At 39.8% G+C, this 16,729-nt stretch carries 12 protein-coding genes, 15 tRNA genes and 1 pseudogene; 14 read left to right on the forward strand and 14 right to left on the reverse strand.

Annotation, left to right across the window (positions count from 1 at the left end; genetic code table 11):
- Nucleotides 1-7 precede the first annotated feature (7 nt).
- Nucleotides 8-640, forward strand: coding sequence for an endonuclease III (gene nth / locus ACXAC4_RS13140; protein ID WP_404393719.1), 633 nt, complete (start codon nt 8-10; stop codon nt 638-640).
- A gap of 94 nt (nt 641-734) precedes the next feature.
- Here nth and ACXAC4_RS13145 read toward each other — a convergent pair whose 3' ends face one another.
- The 3 genes from ACXAC4_RS13145 to ACXAC4_RS13155 form a co-directional block, all read right to left on the reverse strand.
- Nucleotides 735-1,298: an RNA polymerase sigma factor gene (locus ACXAC4_RS13145; protein WP_475162351.1), complete on the reverse strand. Its 564-nt coding sequence runs from the start codon at nt 1,296-1,298 to the stop codon at nt 735-737.
- A 2-nt stretch (nt 1,299-1,300) separates the two neighbouring features.
- The gene (locus ACXAC4_RS13150; protein WP_475162353.1) at nt 1,301-1,726 is read right to left on the reverse strand and encodes a hypothetical protein; all 426 of its coding nucleotides are present in this window, start codon (nt 1,724-1,726) and stop codon (nt 1,301-1,303) included.
- Nucleotides 1,727-1,901: 175 nt separating this feature from the next.
- Nucleotides 1,902-3,368 (reverse strand): serine hydrolase, encoded by a 1,467-nt coding sequence (locus tag ACXAC4_RS13155; RefSeq protein ID WP_475162355.1) that lies wholly within the window; start codon nt 3,366-3,368, stop codon nt 1,902-1,904.
- A 148-nt stretch (nt 3,369-3,516) separates the two neighbouring features.
- Between ACXAC4_RS13155 and ACXAC4_RS13160 the strand changes: the two are divergent.
- Nucleotides 3,517-3,703, forward strand: a pseudogene (locus ACXAC4_RS13160) (endonuclease III); the annotation flags it as partial.
- Between the two features lie 179 nt (nt 3,704-3,882).
- Nucleotides 3,883-4,233: a hypothetical protein gene (locus ACXAC4_RS13165; RefSeq protein ID WP_475162358.1), complete on the forward strand. Its 351-nt coding sequence runs from the start codon at nt 3,883-3,885 to the stop codon at nt 4,231-4,233.
- Nucleotides 4,234-4,439: 206 nt separating this feature from the next.
- Here ACXAC4_RS13165 and ACXAC4_RS13170 read toward each other — a convergent pair whose 3' ends face one another.
- On the reverse strand, nt 4,440-6,545 hold the full coding sequence (locus tag ACXAC4_RS13170; protein ID WP_475162364.1) for a winged helix-turn-helix domain-containing protein: 2,106 nt from the start codon (nt 6,543-6,545) through the stop codon (nt 4,440-4,442).
- 221 nt (nt 6,546-6,766) lie between these two features.
- Here ACXAC4_RS13170 and ACXAC4_RS13175 point away from each other — a divergent pair, with 221 nt between their 5' ends.
- Nucleotides 6,767-7,981 carry an alpha/beta hydrolase-fold protein gene (locus tag ACXAC4_RS13175; RefSeq protein ID WP_475162366.1) on the forward strand — a complete coding sequence of 405 codons (1,215 nt, stop codon included), beginning with the start codon at nt 6,767-6,769 and terminating at the stop codon, nt 7,979-7,981.
- Between the two features lie 21 nt (nt 7,982-8,002).
- Here ACXAC4_RS13175 and ACXAC4_RS13180 read toward each other — a convergent pair whose 3' ends face one another.
- The gene (locus tag ACXAC4_RS13180; RefSeq protein ID WP_475162368.1) at nt 8,003-9,094 is read right to left on the reverse strand and encodes a helix-turn-helix domain-containing protein; all 1,092 of its coding nucleotides are present in this window, start codon (nt 9,092-9,094) and stop codon (nt 8,003-8,005) included.
- A 322-nt stretch (nt 9,095-9,416) separates the two neighbouring features.
- Between ACXAC4_RS13180 and ACXAC4_RS13185 the strand changes: the two genes are divergently transcribed.
- A complete protein-coding gene (locus ACXAC4_RS13185) occupies nt 9,417-9,836 on the forward strand; it encodes a DUF6326 family protein (RefSeq protein ID WP_475162371.1) in 420 nt (139 codons plus the stop codon).
- A 13-nt stretch (nt 9,837-9,849) separates the two neighbouring features.
- Nucleotides 9,850-10,587: a DUF4386 domain-containing protein gene (locus ACXAC4_RS13190; protein WP_475162373.1), complete on the forward strand. Its 738-nt coding sequence runs from the start codon at nt 9,850-9,852 to the stop codon at nt 10,585-10,587.
- 58 nt (nt 10,588-10,645) lie between these two features.
- Here ACXAC4_RS13190 and ACXAC4_RS13195 read toward each other — a convergent pair whose 3' ends face one another.
- The 9 genes from ACXAC4_RS13195 to ACXAC4_RS13235 form a co-directional block, all read right to left on the reverse strand.
- Nucleotides 10,646-12,205 (reverse strand): methyl-accepting chemotaxis protein, encoded by a 1,560-nt coding sequence (locus ACXAC4_RS13195; protein ID WP_475162375.1) that lies wholly within the window; start codon nt 12,203-12,205, stop codon nt 10,646-10,648.
- A 209-nt stretch (nt 12,206-12,414) separates the two neighbouring features.
- A tRNA-Glu gene (locus tag ACXAC4_RS13200) sits at nt 12,415-12,490 on the reverse strand.
- Nucleotides 12,491-12,575: 85 nt separating this feature from the next.
- A tRNA-Glu gene (locus ACXAC4_RS13205) sits at nt 12,576-12,651 on the reverse strand.
- A gap of 161 nt (nt 12,652-12,812) precedes the next feature.
- Nucleotides 12,813-12,888 (reverse strand) — tRNA-Glu (locus ACXAC4_RS13210).
- A gap of 85 nt (nt 12,889-12,973) precedes the next feature.
- A tRNA-Glu gene (locus ACXAC4_RS13215) sits at nt 12,974-13,049 on the reverse strand.
- 86 nt (nt 13,050-13,135) lie between these two features.
- Nucleotides 13,136-13,211, reverse strand: a tRNA-Glu gene (locus tag ACXAC4_RS13220).
- An 86-nt stretch (nt 13,212-13,297) separates the two neighbouring features.
- Nucleotides 13,298-13,373: transfer RNA gene (locus ACXAC4_RS13225), tRNA-Glu, on the reverse strand.
- 100 nt (nt 13,374-13,473) lie between these two features.
- Nucleotides 13,474-13,549: transfer RNA gene (locus tag ACXAC4_RS13230), tRNA-Glu, on the reverse strand.
- 40 nt (nt 13,550-13,589) lie between these two features.
- Nucleotides 13,590-13,665: transfer RNA gene (locus tag ACXAC4_RS13235), tRNA-Ala, on the reverse strand.
- Nucleotides 13,666-14,270: 605 nt separating this feature from the next.
- Between ACXAC4_RS13235 and ACXAC4_RS13240 the strand changes: the two genes are divergently transcribed.
- From ACXAC4_RS13240 to ACXAC4_RS13275, 8 genes are all read left to right on the forward strand, one after another.
- Nucleotides 14,271-14,346 (forward strand) — tRNA-Val (locus ACXAC4_RS13240).
- Between the two features lie 22 nt (nt 14,347-14,368).
- A tRNA-Val gene (locus tag ACXAC4_RS13245) sits at nt 14,369-14,444 on the forward strand.
- A gap of 17 nt (nt 14,445-14,461) precedes the next feature.
- Nucleotides 14,462-14,537, forward strand: a tRNA-Val gene (locus ACXAC4_RS13250).
- A gap of 22 nt (nt 14,538-14,559) precedes the next feature.
- Nucleotides 14,560-14,635 (forward strand) — tRNA-Val (locus ACXAC4_RS13255).
- A 16-nt stretch (nt 14,636-14,651) separates the two neighbouring features.
- Nucleotides 14,652-14,727, forward strand: a tRNA-Val gene (locus tag ACXAC4_RS13260).
- Nucleotides 14,728-14,756: 29 nt separating this feature from the next.
- Nucleotides 14,757-14,832 (forward strand) — tRNA-Val (locus ACXAC4_RS13265).
- Nucleotides 14,833-14,852: 20 nt separating this feature from the next.
- Nucleotides 14,853-14,928: transfer RNA gene (locus ACXAC4_RS13270), tRNA-Val, on the forward strand.
- A 111-nt stretch (nt 14,929-15,039) separates the two neighbouring features.
- Nucleotides 15,040-16,671: a response regulator gene (locus ACXAC4_RS13275; protein ID WP_475162378.1), complete on the forward strand. Its 1,632-nt coding sequence runs from the start codon at nt 15,040-15,042 to the stop codon at nt 16,669-16,671.
- Nucleotides 16,672-16,729: the final 58 nt, after the last annotated feature.

Below are 16,729 nucleotides of genomic sequence, written 5' to 3' on the forward strand. Positions count from 1 at the left end.
ACGAACAATGAACAAAACCAAAAGACTTGAGATCTTAACCCGTTTACGTGATGACAATCCAAATCCAGAAACGGAATTGGATTTCACCACCCCATTTGAGTTGCTTGTTGCCGTCACCTTGTCAGCACAAGCCACCGATGTGAGTGTAAATAAAGCAACAGCAAAACTATTTCCAAAAGCAAATACCCCTCAAGGTATTTTGGATATTGGCTTAGAATCACTCAGAGATCACATTAAAACCATTGGTTTATATAATTCTAAAGCCAATAACGTCTATAAGATGTGTCAGATCCTCATCGATAAACACGGTGGTGAAGTACCTGAAAACCGTGAAGCATTAGAAGCCCTACCAGGTGTGGGTCGCAAAACTGCAAATGTGGTTTTAAACTGCGCGTTTGGCTGGCCAACCATTGCAGTCGACACCCATATTTATCGCGTTTCAAATCGCACCAAGTTTGCCATGGGTAAAGACGTGGTTGCCGTTGAAGAAAAACTCGAAAAAGTGGTACCTAAAGAATTTAAAGTCGACGTACACCACTGGCTGATTTTACACGGCCGTTATGTGTGTGTGGCGCGTAAGCCAAAATGCGGCTCGTGTATTATTGAAGACTTGTGTGAGTTTAAAGAGAAAACTGAGTAAACATTTAATCGACCGAACACTTAAAACAATTACATAACTTTATTATGAGAAAACTGTAGTAGCACATCCCAAGTATGTTCATGCGCTACTACGATTAAATGTCATGATCTTCTACGATAATAGCAATTTGTTTTCTGATCCGATGTAAGTAGCCCTTTACGGTTCCTTGTGAAATTAATAAATTTTCTGAAACTTCCGTGGTTGTTTTCCCTTGCCAGTAATACATATAAACGACTGTTCGATATTGCAGTGGTAACCGCTCTACAAATTCATTAATTGACTGATTGACTTGCACACTCATTTTTTCATTAGGCATGTGCCAGTCTATCATTTCCTCTTCTTCATAGGCTTGGGTTGCAAGGTGGCGCGTATGCCTACGTTGATAATCAATAGCCGTATTTTTTACTAAGCGATATAGCCAAGTACTGAACTTACTTTTCCCCGAGTAACTATCAGCCTTTTCATAGAGTTTAATATAAACTTCTTGGCAAGCATCTTCAGCTTCACTCCTAAAGTGAACACCAAGTGTGGCAATAACAATACTTCTAATCTGTGGTTCATGCCTTTTTAGCAGCTGAGTGAAAATCTCATTATTACCTGATACAAGAAAATCAGCGACTAATGACTTATCAGTGTCAGGCCCTATATTCCCAGACATGCTTATTTTAAGTACTTATTGCTGAGGAAATTAGTCACTAGCAATGGAATACCTATAAACAAGGGGGCTAAAGCCATCGGTACCATGCCATGCCTAAGTTCAGTCTGCGTTAGTAGGAAACCTGCTATTAAGGCTAATCCCATTAGGCTAACTACAATAAAGAAAACCCCCAATCTAAAACTCAATTGATGCCATATCCTAATAAAAGTTGTAGAGGTCGTGACTGATTGACTCATCATCTGCTCCATAGCTTCCATTTCAAAGTTTATGTCTATTGGCTCGGCGTCGGTTTCTAAACTCTTAACTCGCTCTGTATGAAGCATCTCTCTAACTTTAATAAGCTTTTGCTGTTTTAAATGAGTGTTGATACTTCTAGCGACTAGCCATAAGGCGACTAGGAAAAAAAGGGAAATTAAAACTGTGTTCATAGCAGCATTCCAACATTATGTTTAGTTTAAAGTAGGTTAGACGGGTCACCTGATAAACCGGTTGCCCAACGAAATATAAATTTTTCTTTCTGGCACAATTGCTCAGCATAAGTGCCTTTATGAGTACTAGAGGCTCGATAAACATTCACTACTTACCTAGCCTCTAAAAAACCAACTATTTACTCAATCGCATAATAGCTTGCTTAGCTGATGCAAAGTTTTCGTCCAATGACAGTGCTTTTTGATAATTCAAAAGCGCGTTTGATTTATCACCTGATTTTTCATAGGCTACTGCCAAGCTGTCAAAAGCATTGGCCACTTGTGGAAATATTTGAGTGTTAACAATAAAAGTACTAACCGCTTTATCTAGCTGGTTATTATTAATGAATGCAAAGCCTAGTTTATTTAATGTTCTAGGGTGAACATTAGCATAGCCAGCATCCTGAAATTCACGTTTTGCATTATCTATAAAGTAGCTATCGCCTTTCGCTTCTAACAATCTAGTAGCAAATAACCCTAAAGGTAATATGACCTTTTTATATTCTTTGCCTTGATAAACTTGTGCCACTCTTTGGCTTATACGCTCTGCTACCACACCATCAGTATTAGCTAAAACAATTACCATAAACTTATCTTTGATTAATACCTCTACGGCCGCACTCACTCCAGGGCCTCCTCCATAAGAAACCACTCTCGTTTTGTTACTGCCTAAAAACTCAGACCATGATTTAATTGGTTTTTTGTAATGACTTTTCATCACGGCTTTTAACTGGTCATTTATTAGTTCATCCGTATAAAAAAGCTTTGAATAAAAAATAGCCAAGTCATAAGGCGTTGAATACATACCGCCATCAGGTGTTAAATTCTCCAACTTAGGGGTTCTATCAATTTTCTCTCCTAGTGGAGAAAACCGATAACTCTTCGCTTTCTGTGTAACGTTTTCAGTCAAGTCATATACGGTGTTATTAGCTTGAATTACATCTAAAATATTTTCATCAATGATTGTTTTAAAAGACTTTTTCTCAACCTTTTCTAAAATAGCGCCTAAAACAATATAGCCATAGTTTGAATAGTTGAACTCTTTCCCAGGCTCTGAAATCAAAGGTTTATTCATTAACAAAGGCAGTTTGTCGTCGATATCTTTTAATGATCGATATGTTTTGAAATATTCATTATTAAAGATGTCGGCAAAACCCGATGTATGATTCAATAAATGGCGTACCGTAATTTTTTCTGCAATGTCCTTAGGAAAGCCTAACTCAAACTTCTCTAACTTATCATCCAGCTTAATTTTTCCCGACTGAACCTTTTGCAAAATTAAGGTTGCTGTAAAATGTTTATTGATTGAGCCGATTCTGGTTCTTGTTACAGAAGTATTCTTAATCTGCTTCTCTATATCTGCTAAACCAAAGCTCTTATCGTAAATAACCTTTTCACCCTTAAATATCACCACGCTACCAGAAAACCAACCTGGGTCGGTATACTGCTTAATGATTTCGTCTGTTTTGCTAATTAAGTGATTATTCGACACCTTAGAGTATGTTTCTTCTTTTTCAATGCTTGCCATACTTGAACAAGCACTGATTAATAAAATGCTGGAGAATAAATATCTTAACTTAGTTCCTAATGTTACTTCTTTCATTGTTTCGTCCTCTGATTTGTTCCTAAACTGACCCGTTACTTGATGCTATTTTGCATTGGGTTCTAATTGTTTAGACGGAAGCAAAAAAGAAGCGGTTGCCCATTTAGAATAATATTCTGCTTTTGTAGCGGTATTATTTTCTAGCTGACCCATCTATGACGCAAACACACATTTTTTTAGAGTATGTAACCATAGTAAATTTGCCATGGGCAAAGATCTGGTAAATGTTGCAGAAAAACTCAAAAAAGTGGTACCGAAAGAGTTTAAAGTCGATGTGTATCACTGGCTCATGTATTATTGAAGATTTGTGTGAGTTTAATGAAAAGACAGAGTAAAACTAATTATGCTTTGAGCAAGGAACAGACGGTTTCAAGCTACTTCATGCACGTTGCAAAATGTGATCTTATGAATTATTTAACCTATAAATTTTTCATCGACATTCTTGGAATGTCTCTACTGCACATAAGATCTGTAAGTTAGCATGCCCGGCAAAGAATTCATTAGGAAGTTATAAGTGATTTATATTATTAGAATTTATCAAGCATTGTTTATTTATCTATTATTAGATCGAGCTCAACTTACCTTAATTTATGGAACTGGTGAAGCCTCTATGCTCATAGCGTACTGCTTCTTTGTTGTCTTTTATTTTCTTTTCGATGTAAAAAACAATTTATGGTGTGGCTTTACTGCACTTGCTTCACTATTTACTTACCAAGCCATTCCATACTTTATTTATGCTAGTTCATCATATGAACATACTGTCACCGGGCAGTTAATTCTACTTGGGTTAGTTATTGGATTCTACGGACCTGCTTTTGGCTTGGTTTTTAGCAAGACACGAAGAAATAACAAGGGACAGGCATAAAATCTTGCAAAATTTAAGCTGTGGGCTAATGCTAATGCATACAGTTTAAATTTGAGTTCATAAGTAAACGTGGTCATCCGTTGTAAAGTACGCGATTGATTTTCTACAGGATGGTTTTAAGCGTAAAATGGTAGTCAATAAACGGATGAATAGAGCCATGAAGTTTGGCTCTGCTCAAGAAAATTTTATAAAGGCGCACACGACTTTTAATAATAAGTTCTATGTATATCACCTGAGCGACTTGCCTCATCACTGATCATTACTTTTCCTTGCTTCACGTCATAACTTGAAAAGGCATTAACCTTCATTTTTGTTAAGCTTTTCTCACTATTAATAGGCACTTTATGTAAGTATTCACTCTCACCCTCTGCGTTCATATAATAAAGGTGTTGGTTATCTATTTTGGCCCAGTAGAATTCATTAGGTAGAGTCAAAGGGGTCGGCTCAATTTGGTGGTCATCACTAACGGTATTTAACCTCACTTGATACAAGCGGTGACTCCCTTGCTCAATGAGGTAAACATTTCCCATTTGCGTATTATCAGATAAGCCATAAGCCCACTCCCCTTGCGGTAAATCGATGCGCTCTCCTGCTAGATTGCGAATATGCAGATTAGGTTTGGCATGTTTAACCGCTGTAATTGCAACCATATTATTTGAAAGCCAATCTACGGCGATCACAGGTACATCACTGGTAAAAATAGCTGTTTCTTCCGAAAGAACATCGAGCGGTTGTTGAGACTTCAGCCTATGGAGTGGGAGCGCGAAGACATCATTGTCGATGACGAGTAAAACTTGTTTATCATCGGGTGAAATCGCCATATAACTCAGGGCATAAGATGACGTAAACTGAGTTAATATTTTTGATTCTCCTCGATGACTGTCTGCAAAGAAGATCTGCATTTCACCACTGCGATTTGAAGCAAATAAGTAATCATCACTTTGATGAAACAAGGCTGGGTATGAATCAAACACTGCCGAATTATAAAGCGAATGTGTTTCCTCATCTAATAGTAACCTCAAATTATAGTCATCTTGCTCAGTGCTAAACAGTAGAGAATGCCCATCGGCTATGCGGTTTAATCGCTTAGAAAGTCGCTCTGAGACATTAACTACAACTCGACTATTGTCACCATCAAAGTCACTTTGCATAATCTTCTGCATAGATGAAGACGAATAATAAAAGATTTGCTCGGAGTCATGTGCCCAAATGGCTTCATAAACAGGTCTATCAAATTGCTTGCCAGCTGTGACTTGGTGACTTATCAAGTTGAATGACAGCAGCTGAGTTTTATGGTCACTCCCTGTGCTCATAACCAATAGTTTCTCGCCATCTGGTGACACATCTAGGTGGTGATATCCCCACCCTTTTGGTGCAGGTTGGTTCAGTAGAACATGTTCGTTTTTATTAAGGTCATAAGCATATATATGGTTAGGCCAGAAGTTTTCAGGCTGAGCAGTATAATAAATGACGTTTTTCTGAGCGTGATAAGCGATGTCTTTAACTCTTTTATCCTTGCAGTTAAATAACATCGTTTCATCAGCGACACTAAAACCCTCACCTTGCTGATAATTCAAGCGGGCTTTATAAACATCACACCGCCCCTGACCTTTGTCTAAATAAATTAAGTCACTCCGCGTACCTTGCTCAGTAACAGCAATGATTTCGCTGATAGGATGATGCAGAGATACTCGATTTACAGACGCGGTATGCATATCTTTCACCCATAGTTCAACATCATCAGACACATTACGCGTTCTTAAGTAAAACAAGTGGTTTTGATCTGGGTGCATACGTGGAGAAAGTTCTATCCCCTGCTCTCTCGTTAATGCCATTGAATAAGCAAGCTTGTCATTGTCATTTTGCTTAAACACAAACCAAACAGCAGTAAGTAGAAACAAACCCAGAAAGATAACTAGGAGCTGACGATACAGATTAAAGTTAGCGGCTTCATTATCTTGCCTATCATTAACCCTTGACTCTTCATTAACCGGCGAAGGTTTACACTCAAAAATAGTGCAAATAAATCGGTAGCCTCGCTTTGGTACTGTTTGTATATACTTTGGCTGTTTTGGGTCGTCATTAAGGGCTTTACGCAGATTGCCAACTAACTTATTAATCGCATTATCTGTTACTAAGGTATTTGCCCATACCGTTTCGAGCAGCGTTTGTCTTGAAATTAACTGTTCTGGGTGGGTGAGAAAAAACTCTAAAAGCGCAATGAGTTTGGGCTCGATTTCTACTTGCGTGTTTTGTGTTGTGAGCAAACGTTGCTGCTGACTGTCAAAAATAAAATCGCCAAACTTAAGCATAAACAATTGTAATCAATAGATAAAAATTAATATTTCAGCACTTTATCACAGTATCTAACAGGTACAAAAAGCAAACTTCATAACAATCATCGAGCAAAAACTGATTGCCTTGCAACGATTAATCCTCTTTTCATCCCTTTTTTTCCTGCAAATTTCATTACTTTCGGCGGTTTTCCTAGCAACTTAAACACCGGTTAATTAGTACAACTCAAGGAACTAAAATGAAGAAAGTTATCGTCTTTATATTTACTCTATGTTTTATATTTAATTTAAGTGCTTATGCATCCGAGCGGGGCTCCACGATAGAAGATGGGATCTATTCCTCTATTTTATCTGAGCAACGCGGACTATTAATTCACTTACCCAATGCTTATCACCTAAATAAATCGCAAACTTACCCTGTTTTATATTTGACGGATGGGCTAAGAAACTTTAAACATGCGGCTGGTACTTTAGATCTATTAACTCAGTCTGATCATGCTAAAGAAATGATCATCGTCGCCATTAAAAATACGCACAGAACACGCGATTTCACGCCAACTTACGATGAAAGCTATAACCAGTGGGGTGTATCTGGTGGGGCTGATAACTTCTTGGACTTTATAGAAAAAGAGCTCATTCCTCATATCAATAAACGCTACCGTAGCAATGGCTTTAAGGTGTTGTCAGGCCACTCGCTCGGTGGACTGCTATCAATCTATGCATTACAAACCCGGCCTCAGTTATTCCAAGCGCATTTTGCTTTTAGCCCGAGCCTTTGGTGGCACAAAGGGAAAGTGTTAAAACAAGCTCACACTTTTTACAAACAAAAGAAAAATCTAAATAACTATTTATATTTAAACCTCGCTGATGAAACTGGCCATATGTTGAGTTCTTTTGAGCAATATCGTGAATTACTAGGTAATCAAACACGTCTAGGCTTTGATTATGATTTAGAGTTTATAAAAGATGAGAATCACAGTACATCAGCAATGGTGGGACAAAACAGAGCCTATGTTGAGTTGTTTGAACAATTTAAATGCTCACCGGATTTTGCAGCGCTGGGCTTAACAGGTATTGATGCTTGCTATGCTCAACTCTCTAGGCAGTATGGGGTCATTTTAAAACCTGATTATCTGGCTTACAGATACGCTGCCGAAAAGGCCATTACAGACAAACGCTACGCCGATGCCATAGACATATACACACAACTTATCAGTACTTACCCTACTCGCACTGATGCTTATTTCAGACTCGCCTATTTGTATGAAGGTAAAGGAGACAACACCCTGGCTATAAAGACCCTAGACAAGGCGCTCAAAATAAGCTTGAAAGAAAATGTTGAGAACAACAAGATTAAGACTTTCCGAGCCCATATTATGGCAAAGCTGCCAGAACAAACATGCGAAACAGCAAAAGTGTATGTTGAAAACGGCAAAACAAAATGCGCTTTGTAGATTAGAGGGAGCTTGCTCCCTCTAATTATTTTCTAAGAATGATTTACGATATACCGAGGGGCTTTGGCCAACTATTTTTTTAAAAGCCGTATTAAATGTCGACTTAGAATTAAAGCCGACTTCGAAGGCTATAATTGTGACTTGCTTTGTGGTTTCGATCAGCGCAGTTTTTGCAGCTTCAATCCTGAAACCATTCACAAACTGAAAGAAATTTGTATTTAAGTGCTGCGATAGAGTTTCTGATATATGATTTTCAGACTCGCTTACTTCTTCTGATAAACGTTTTAAAGACAGTGACTCATCTAAAAACAGCTGCTCACTGTGCATAGCATGCCTGAGCTTTTGCGCAATGCTTTGCATTTTATCCTCACTCAATAAAGCCGTCCGTGTGCCTTGTGCTTTAGGTACGCCTTTGTCGACATGACTGAGTACTTTTTGGCTTAACGCTTTTTGTATAAATATGGCCAAAGCAACGACCTCTAAAGCTGGCAGCAATCTACCTGTGCCAAACCAACGCCAACCTAAGGCATTAAGGGTAAATTCTATCGCAAACATGCACCATACCGCTCCCCAAATCACCAGTATAGGTTTAAACCAATCTACAGAGCGCTGTTCAATGTCAGAAAAGCGCTCCATAAGCTGCTGGTTATGGGCTTTATGAAGCTGAAAAGCCAGCAATAAAAAATACGCAGTGTAAATGATAAACAGAGTCGTCACGATCGAGCAGGTTAATATTGAAATTCGCCATAACTCAGGGTCTCGTGTGGCTGGGTTTGCCAAAGCGAGCTTCTCAGCAGGCGTAATCATGAATAAGAATGGCAGCATAACAATGACTACCAGTACAGGGCCCGATAAAGCCATCAGCCAGTACTTTTTATCTATTTTCTTATCAGCAGACATCGTCGCGTGAGCGTAAAAGAACAGCGCTGGGCCCATTAATATTCTGAAGGGAAACTGTAACCCTGCTAATTCAGGGGCGTACACATAAGCACCCGAATAAATAAATAGCTCACCGGCTAAGTGGATAACAAGGAGTAGAAGTAAGCCTTTTAAAAATAAATTCTGCCTTTCTTTGCCACGATTAAACAAATCTAACAGGGCAATAAAAGCCATCCCTATCATGCAAGAGTACAAAACTGTCGGAAATACATTAACCATTCACGTATTCAATAAATTATTAAAATAAGCGTTCTAACTATATATCTAACTCTTCCCACAGTTCAACACCTATCCACCTGATAATATTGCTAATTTTATTTTATATCTCGAAATTTTTATATCTTTTTTAAGTAAAAATAACCCGTTATCAAACTATTTCTCACTCAAAAAAATGCATTAATTTCTATTATTTCGTTCAAATAGGCCCATCAAGACGCACAACTTTTACTTTTTCGGCAATCTTATTCGCATCAAAAATAACTAATTAGAGCGACCTATGAAAATCTTTGAATGGCATGAAAAAAGACAGCACTTATTATCTTTGTTATGGATATTTATCACCGTCAATTACATTTACTGTGACGTTTTCACTCTACATCTTGCACCTTACTTGGAAGCTTTTTTAGCTGGGCAAGTTGGCAGTATAAGCATCACAGAAGAGTTCTTATTAATATTTGCCTTCATTATGCAAATTCCCATGATCATGATTCTACTATCAAGGGTGCTGGCTTTTCCGTTAAATAAATACGCCAACCTTATTGCCGGAATAATTACAACATCAATACAAGCTTTTACCGTCACCATGGGTGGCAGTCTTCACTACCTATTTTTTAGTTTCTTTGAGATCTGTACCGGGATTTTCATTATCTATCTCGCTGCAACTTGGAAGAAAAACGAAACTGCCTTGCCTCTTTAAAAAGGAATACACAATGAATACACAACATAAAAATCAGCAATTTTACGCCCGAGTAGCTGGTCTTTCGTACATTGTTTTTACCCTTGCCGGTATTTTGGATAACTTTATTTTAAGCTCGACGCTCGCTTCTAGTGAACAATTCTTAAGTCATGGCGTGTTTGCCAACGAGCAACATTTTCGCTGGGGTATATTCGCAGAAATAGTGATGTTTACAGCTGTAACAACCGCCTCTATGGGTTTTTACCTTGCTTTAAAACCCATCAATAAACCACTTATGCAAACTGCGCTTTGTTTTCGGCTAGTTGAAATTATTATAGGTAGTTTTGTCGTCACAGTGAGTATGTCTATGTTGGCTCTGTCTAATAAAGCTTATTTACTGAATGTATTCGACGCTGAACAAATACGCCATATCATCGTCATTGCTTCAAGCTTTAGACAACCAGCGAGTGAATATAGTTGGATATTTATGGGCGTGGCCGGGATCATGACATTCTATCTATTTTTTAAAACCAATTACATCCCGAAAGCTTGGTCAGTGTGGGGCATGATCACTTACACCAGTTTAATCATTTATCCTGTTACCAAACTATTGATTGCCGATCTGCCAAGAGAAGCCATGTTTGTGATGTTTCCAGGTGCACTATTTGAGTTAGGTGTTGGCTGTTGGTTACTTATAAAAGGGTTAGACTTTTCAACCTATAAACCTGAGCTACCACCCAAAACTGAGTCGTCAATTTCTGCAGAGGCATAAATAGAGGAATATAAAAAGAGGCTGATTTTAACTTGCTCAGCCTCTTCATAAAGCTGAGTTACCGTATAAATTTATTAATAAACTGATCAACCAATGCAGACTGTGCATTCAGTGATTCTTGAGTCTTAGCCATCGTGGAGATGGTTTTATCCGAACTCTGCATAGAATCATTGGCTAATTGCGAGATATGAACGGCGTTGTTATTAAGCTCATTTGATACGCCTGACATCTGCTCAGTGGCCGTAGCTATTTGATAGTTTAAGCCAGAAATATCATTCACGATGGCATTAATGCTTTCTAAGCTCGCCTGAGCACCTTCCGCTTGAGACACACATTCTGTCGATTTATTCACGCCGTTTTGAATAGCCTGCACAGCTTGCTCCGCACGCCCTCTTAAGTTTGCAATAATGGTATCAATTTCTTTGGTAGATTCTTGAGTACGTTGAGCAAGCGCTCTTACTTCGTCAGCGACCACTGCAAACCCTCTTCCTTGTTCGCCAGCACGAGCAGCTTCGATCGCGGCATTAAGTGCCAACAAATTGGTTTGCTCTGAAATACCTCTGATCACATCCACTACACTGCCTATGTTTACAGTTTGCGCATTTAATTCTTCAATATCAGTTTGCGTTTGTGACAGCTCTTCGGCCAACGCATAGTTATTTTGCATATTTTCATTAACCGCTTCGTTGCCTATTTTTACTGACTCTAAAGCCGCTTCAGAGCGATCTGCAGCATTGTTAGTATTACTTGCAACTTCTGAGATTGTCGCGGTCATTTCATTGATTGCAGTCGCAAGTGCATCTGTCTGCGCTTGTTGGCTATTTAATAATTCAGCACTGTGATTGCACTCATTCACCGTATCATCGGCTTGTTCGGTTACCGTTGCACTGGCATCTTTAACACGCCCTAGTACAGCTCTGAGTTCAGATTCCCTAGCTATAAGCGCTAATTCAATTGCAGCAATATCATTTACTTTACCTAAGTAAATCTTTTGCATTAGCGGATTATCATAAACTTGTTTCGCTTTTTCACTAAGCGCTCTTATTGGTGCGAGTTGCCTATGTGTAAAAGCTAAAATGGCGACTAAAAGTACTGTCTCTAAAATATAGTTCCAAGGTGAAGGTAATGAAGTAAACATCATGGTCAGTAAATAAAATGCAACTATGATTGCCATCATTTGGGTGGGTAATGACCAAGATGCTGCAGTGAGTTTTTCTGCAGAACTACCAGAATTAAGCTTTTGATAAATATTCTCAGCACGATTAACAACTGTTCTATCTGGTTTGGTTCTCACCGATTGATACTCAACGGTTTTACCTGAGGTATCTTTTATTGGTGTAACAAAGGCATTCACCCAGTAGTGATCACCATTTTTACAGCGGTTTTTCACCATCCCCATCCAAGATTGCCCACTGCCAATATAATCCCAAAGATTTCTAAAAGCAGCTTTTGGCATGCTCGGGTGGCGAACAATATTATGCGGTTTATTTTCTAGTTCGTGCAGCTCAAATCCAGCGACTTCGCAAAATTGCTTATTCGCATACTTAATTTGGCCTTTGGTATTGGTTGTCGATAACAGATTGTAATGATTGGGGTAATCATACTCTCTGTTGGTCACTTGATTTCTTCCTTTAGTCATCGTCGTTCACACTAAGTAAAAAACGTATGATATTTCTTTTTAATACAAAAGGGTGAACTAACAACGGAGAAAAGTTGATCTAAATCAAGTTTTGAAATTAACGCAATAAAAAACAAACAGTTCTTTCAAAAATCAAGAATAAAAATAGTGTGATTTATTATGAATAAAATAGGAAGTGGTAGTGAAAGTGGCGTCCCCTAGGGGATTCGAACCCCTGTTACCGCCGTGAAAGGGCGGTGTCCTAGGCCTCTAGACGAAGGGGACGCAGTATCATGTAGATAATGTGTCACTAGGACTGGTTATTTAAACTCTTACCATACGAGCATTTATCTGAGCACTTTAAGTAAAGTGGCGTCCCCTAGGGGATTCGAACCCCTGTTACCGCCGTGAAAGGGCGGTGTCCTAGGCCTCTAGACGAAGGGGACGCAGAAATTGTTTAGCAAATCACTGATTTGCTATTTCTGCGTTAGGTGAGTCCGAGCCAGCGAGGCGAACGGCAATATTCTATCGCAGAATTCTGTGTCACTAGGACTGGTTATTTAGACTCTTACCATACGAGCGTTTATCTTGAGCACTTTAAGTAAAGTGGCGTCCCCTAGGGGATTCGAACCCCTGTTACCGCCGTGAAAGGGCGGTGTCCTAGGCCTCTAGACGAAGGGGACGCAGTATCATGTAGATAATGTGTCACTAGGACTGGTTATTTTAACTCTTACCATACGAGCGTTTATCTGAGCACTTTAAGTAAAGTGGCGTCCCCTAGGGGATTCGAACCCCTGTTACCGCCGTGAAAGGGCGGTGTCCTAGGCCTCTAGACGAAGGGGACGCAGTATCATGTAGATAATGTGTCACTAGGACTGGTTATTTATACTCTTACCATACGAGTGTTTATCTTGAGCACTTTAAGTAAAGTGGCGTCCCCTAGGGGATTCGAACCCCTGTTACCGCCGTGAAAGGGCGGTGTCCTAGGCCTCTAGACGAAGGGGACGCAGTATCATGTAGATAATGTGTCACTAGGACTGGTTATTTATACTCTTACCATACGAGTGTTTATCTTGAGCACTTTAAGTAAAGTGGCGTCCCCTAGGGGATTCGAACCCCTGTTACCGCCGTGAAAGGGCGGTGTCCTAGGCCTCTAGACGAAGGGGACGCAATATCATGTAGATAATGTGTCACTAGGACTGGTTATTTTAACTCTTACCATACGAGTATATTTAGCTTCCCTACTCCATTCGAAGAAGTAGCGAAATTGGCGTCCCCTAGGGGATTCGAACCCCTGTTACCGCCGTGAAAGGGCGGTGTCCTAGGCCTCTAGACGAAGGGGACACAAAAACTGTGTTCTCTAGGACAATTGCACTTAGAAAATTGGTGGAGCTATGCGGGATCGAACCGCAGACCTCCTCGCTGCCAGCGAGGCGCTCTCCCAGCTGAGCTATAGCCCCTTACCTTGGGCTTATCTAACCTTTCAGTTAGTCACCTGTATCGCTGAGTGCGGGGCGCATTCTATGCACCCATAAAATTAAAGTCAACATTTTTTCTTTAACTTTTTACTGTTCGCTTTAAAAAACAGCAAACAGGCGCATATATAACCACAACAACCGTTTTTAGGCAACTAAACCCCCCACTATATCATCACCCTACCCCTCAAATTGTTCTGTTTTATTCCCTACCGCACTTAGATATCAGCTAGCGTTATGAAGTTTGCTAATTTAGCTCTCTATTCCGACTTATACGAAAGAGCATCTATCATTAGTTTTGAGAAAAGCTCAAAGACCATAAACTTTTTATTTTACCAACTAAAATAGCCCTGATTTAAATTCATAATATTGGGCACTTTAGTTTTGATTTATTTTTCAATGAGTCAGTTTTCTTAGCTTTTTAAGTTTTTTCAGCGTGAAAATGCACTTGCTATATAATGAAGAACAATTGCAATTTGATGATAAAACCCGCAGACAGACCAAAATTGTAAATTCAGCTATTGACTCTGTTGCAAGTCTCCCTATAATACCGCTCCACAACGACACGGTAACGTGTTGTTTTTAGATATGGGTCGTTAGCTCAGTTGGGAGAGCATCGCCCTTACAAGGCGAGGGTCACTGGTTCAAGTCCAGTACGACCCACCACATATCTAAATTTATCTATAATGGGTCGTTAGCTCAGTTGGGAGAGCATCGCCCTTACAAGGCGAGGGTCACTGGTTCAAGTCCAGTACGACCCACCATTATAGAGCTGTAATATGGGTCGTTAGCTCAGTTGGGAGAGCATCGCCCTTACAAGGCGAGGGTCACTGGTTCAAGTCCAGTACGACCCACCATATTACACACCATTTTCTAAATGGGTCGTTAGCTCAGTTGGGAGAGCATCGCCCTTACAAGGCGAGGGTCACTGGTTCAAGTCCAGTACGACCCACCATTTAGAAAGACTTTGCGGGTTGTTAGCTCAGTTGGGAGAGCATCGCCCTTACAAGGCGAGGGTCACTGGTTCAAGTCCAGTACAACCCACCACTTTACTGGTTCGCAAAGTACATTGATATGGGTCGTTAGCTCAGTTGGGAGAGCATCGCCCTTACAAGGCGAGGGTCACTGGTTCAAGTCCAGTACGACCCACCATATCAAGCTATTTATTATGTGGGTCGTTAGCTCAGTTGGGAGAGCATCGCCCTTACAAGGCGAGGGTCACTGGTTCAAGTCCAGTACGACCCACCACATAATCCAATCTTAAATTCTTAATCTTACTCTGTTTTATCTCCAAACTATTTAAAAAAGCCCATTAAAGGTCTAGACTGTCATAAGCCCTTATCGTTACTAATTTATTCAATGAGCTTAAACAACTTTAGCAATATCAAGCTGTTAATTGTCGAAGAACAGCCGCTCGCGCTGAGCCATCTCAGGCGCTCTTTAGAGCAGCTACAGTTTAAGCATATCTATATTGCCGAGCACGCAATTGCAGCAATTGAACTTTGTGCCAGTGAAAAGTTTGATTTAATTATTTGCTCATTCGATTTAACTAAGCGACAAAACGGCTATCAGCTCTACGAAGAGTTAAAAAGCAAAAACCTCATCAAGAACACCACCGCTTTTATTTTTGTCTCTGCAGAGACCAGCGGGGAGTTAGTTCATAGCGTACTTGAGCTTCAACCCGATGATTTCTTAGTTAAACCATTTTCAATTAAAGAATTAAAAACCCGGCTTACCCGCGTGTTAAAGCGAAAATCTGCGCTAAAACAAATTTTTACTTTAATTGATGATGGCAATGATTCAAAAGCAGTTAAATTTATCGACAAAGAACTCGATAATGATGACAACACCTACAGCCCGATTTTGCTCAAACTCAAAGGTGAGGCATTACTTAGATTAAAACGGGTTGATGAGGCTAAAACATTCTATAAATCAGCGCTTTCTTTACAAAAATTCGCTTGGGCTAAAATTGGCCTGGTAGAAGCTTTAATTGCAAACAAAGAACATGTGCTAGCTCAACGTATGCTAAAGACGATGTTAGAACGTTCAGAAACTCGATTGGTTGCGCTCGACTTACTTGGTCGCCTTGAAATGCAATTGAATCAATTTGAAAACGCGCAAACATTTCTTCAGCAAGCATCTAATATGGCACCTCGCAATATCGAAAGACAGAAAAGTTTAGGTCGGGTTGCGTCAATCAATCATGATTATGAATCGAGCTACAACGCGCATAAAGACATTGCTCAGTTCGCTAAGCACTCCATTCATGATAGCCCTGAGATCTATTTAAATGCAGCTAGGGCGGGCATCGACTTTGCCTTAGCCACTGATCAAACAGAGCAAATTAATCGCATCACACGACAAACACAAAAATATCTTGGCGATTTAAAAAAGCAATTTCCAAATGCCGATAATCAAACCCAGTTAGATGTTTTAAACGCACGTATTCACTACTTGAAAGATGAGCACCAAAAAGCGATTCAACTTATTAATCAACTAGAAGATGAACCAACAATACGCTCTATCGATGCTGCACTTGATAAAGCAAAAGCTTGTCATGAACTAGGGATGCAGCACAAGGCTCAAGACTTATTCACACAGATCATACAACACTGCGAGCGTCATAAAGACATTAGTGACCCCACTACCCTGCATTATATCCACCAGCAAAAAACAGAGAAGCAAGACATTACCATGGGCCCGAAAGAGCTTAACAACCATGCAGTGACTCAGTTTAACCGCGGTAGAATTGATGTCGCGCTTGAAGCATTTACGCAAGCGTTTAGAGTCATGCCAAAAAATGCCAGTATTGCTCTTAATTTGGCGCAATGTTTATTAGACAAAAACCACCAAAAAGAAAACACCATCAACACCCCATTGCTCAAGAAGTGCTTTGCACTTTTAAACAGTGTGGATTTAGAAACAGATCAGAAAGAGCGTTTAGGCAAGCTGAAAGTCACCTGCGATGAGCTGGGACTTTCGGTAGAGTAGTACCAATCCTCAATAATACGCACTCATTTTGAGGTACTAAAACTGACGCTAACTTCGT

This window comes from Pseudoalteromonas sp. AWM4_233 (genome assembly GCF_056158285.1).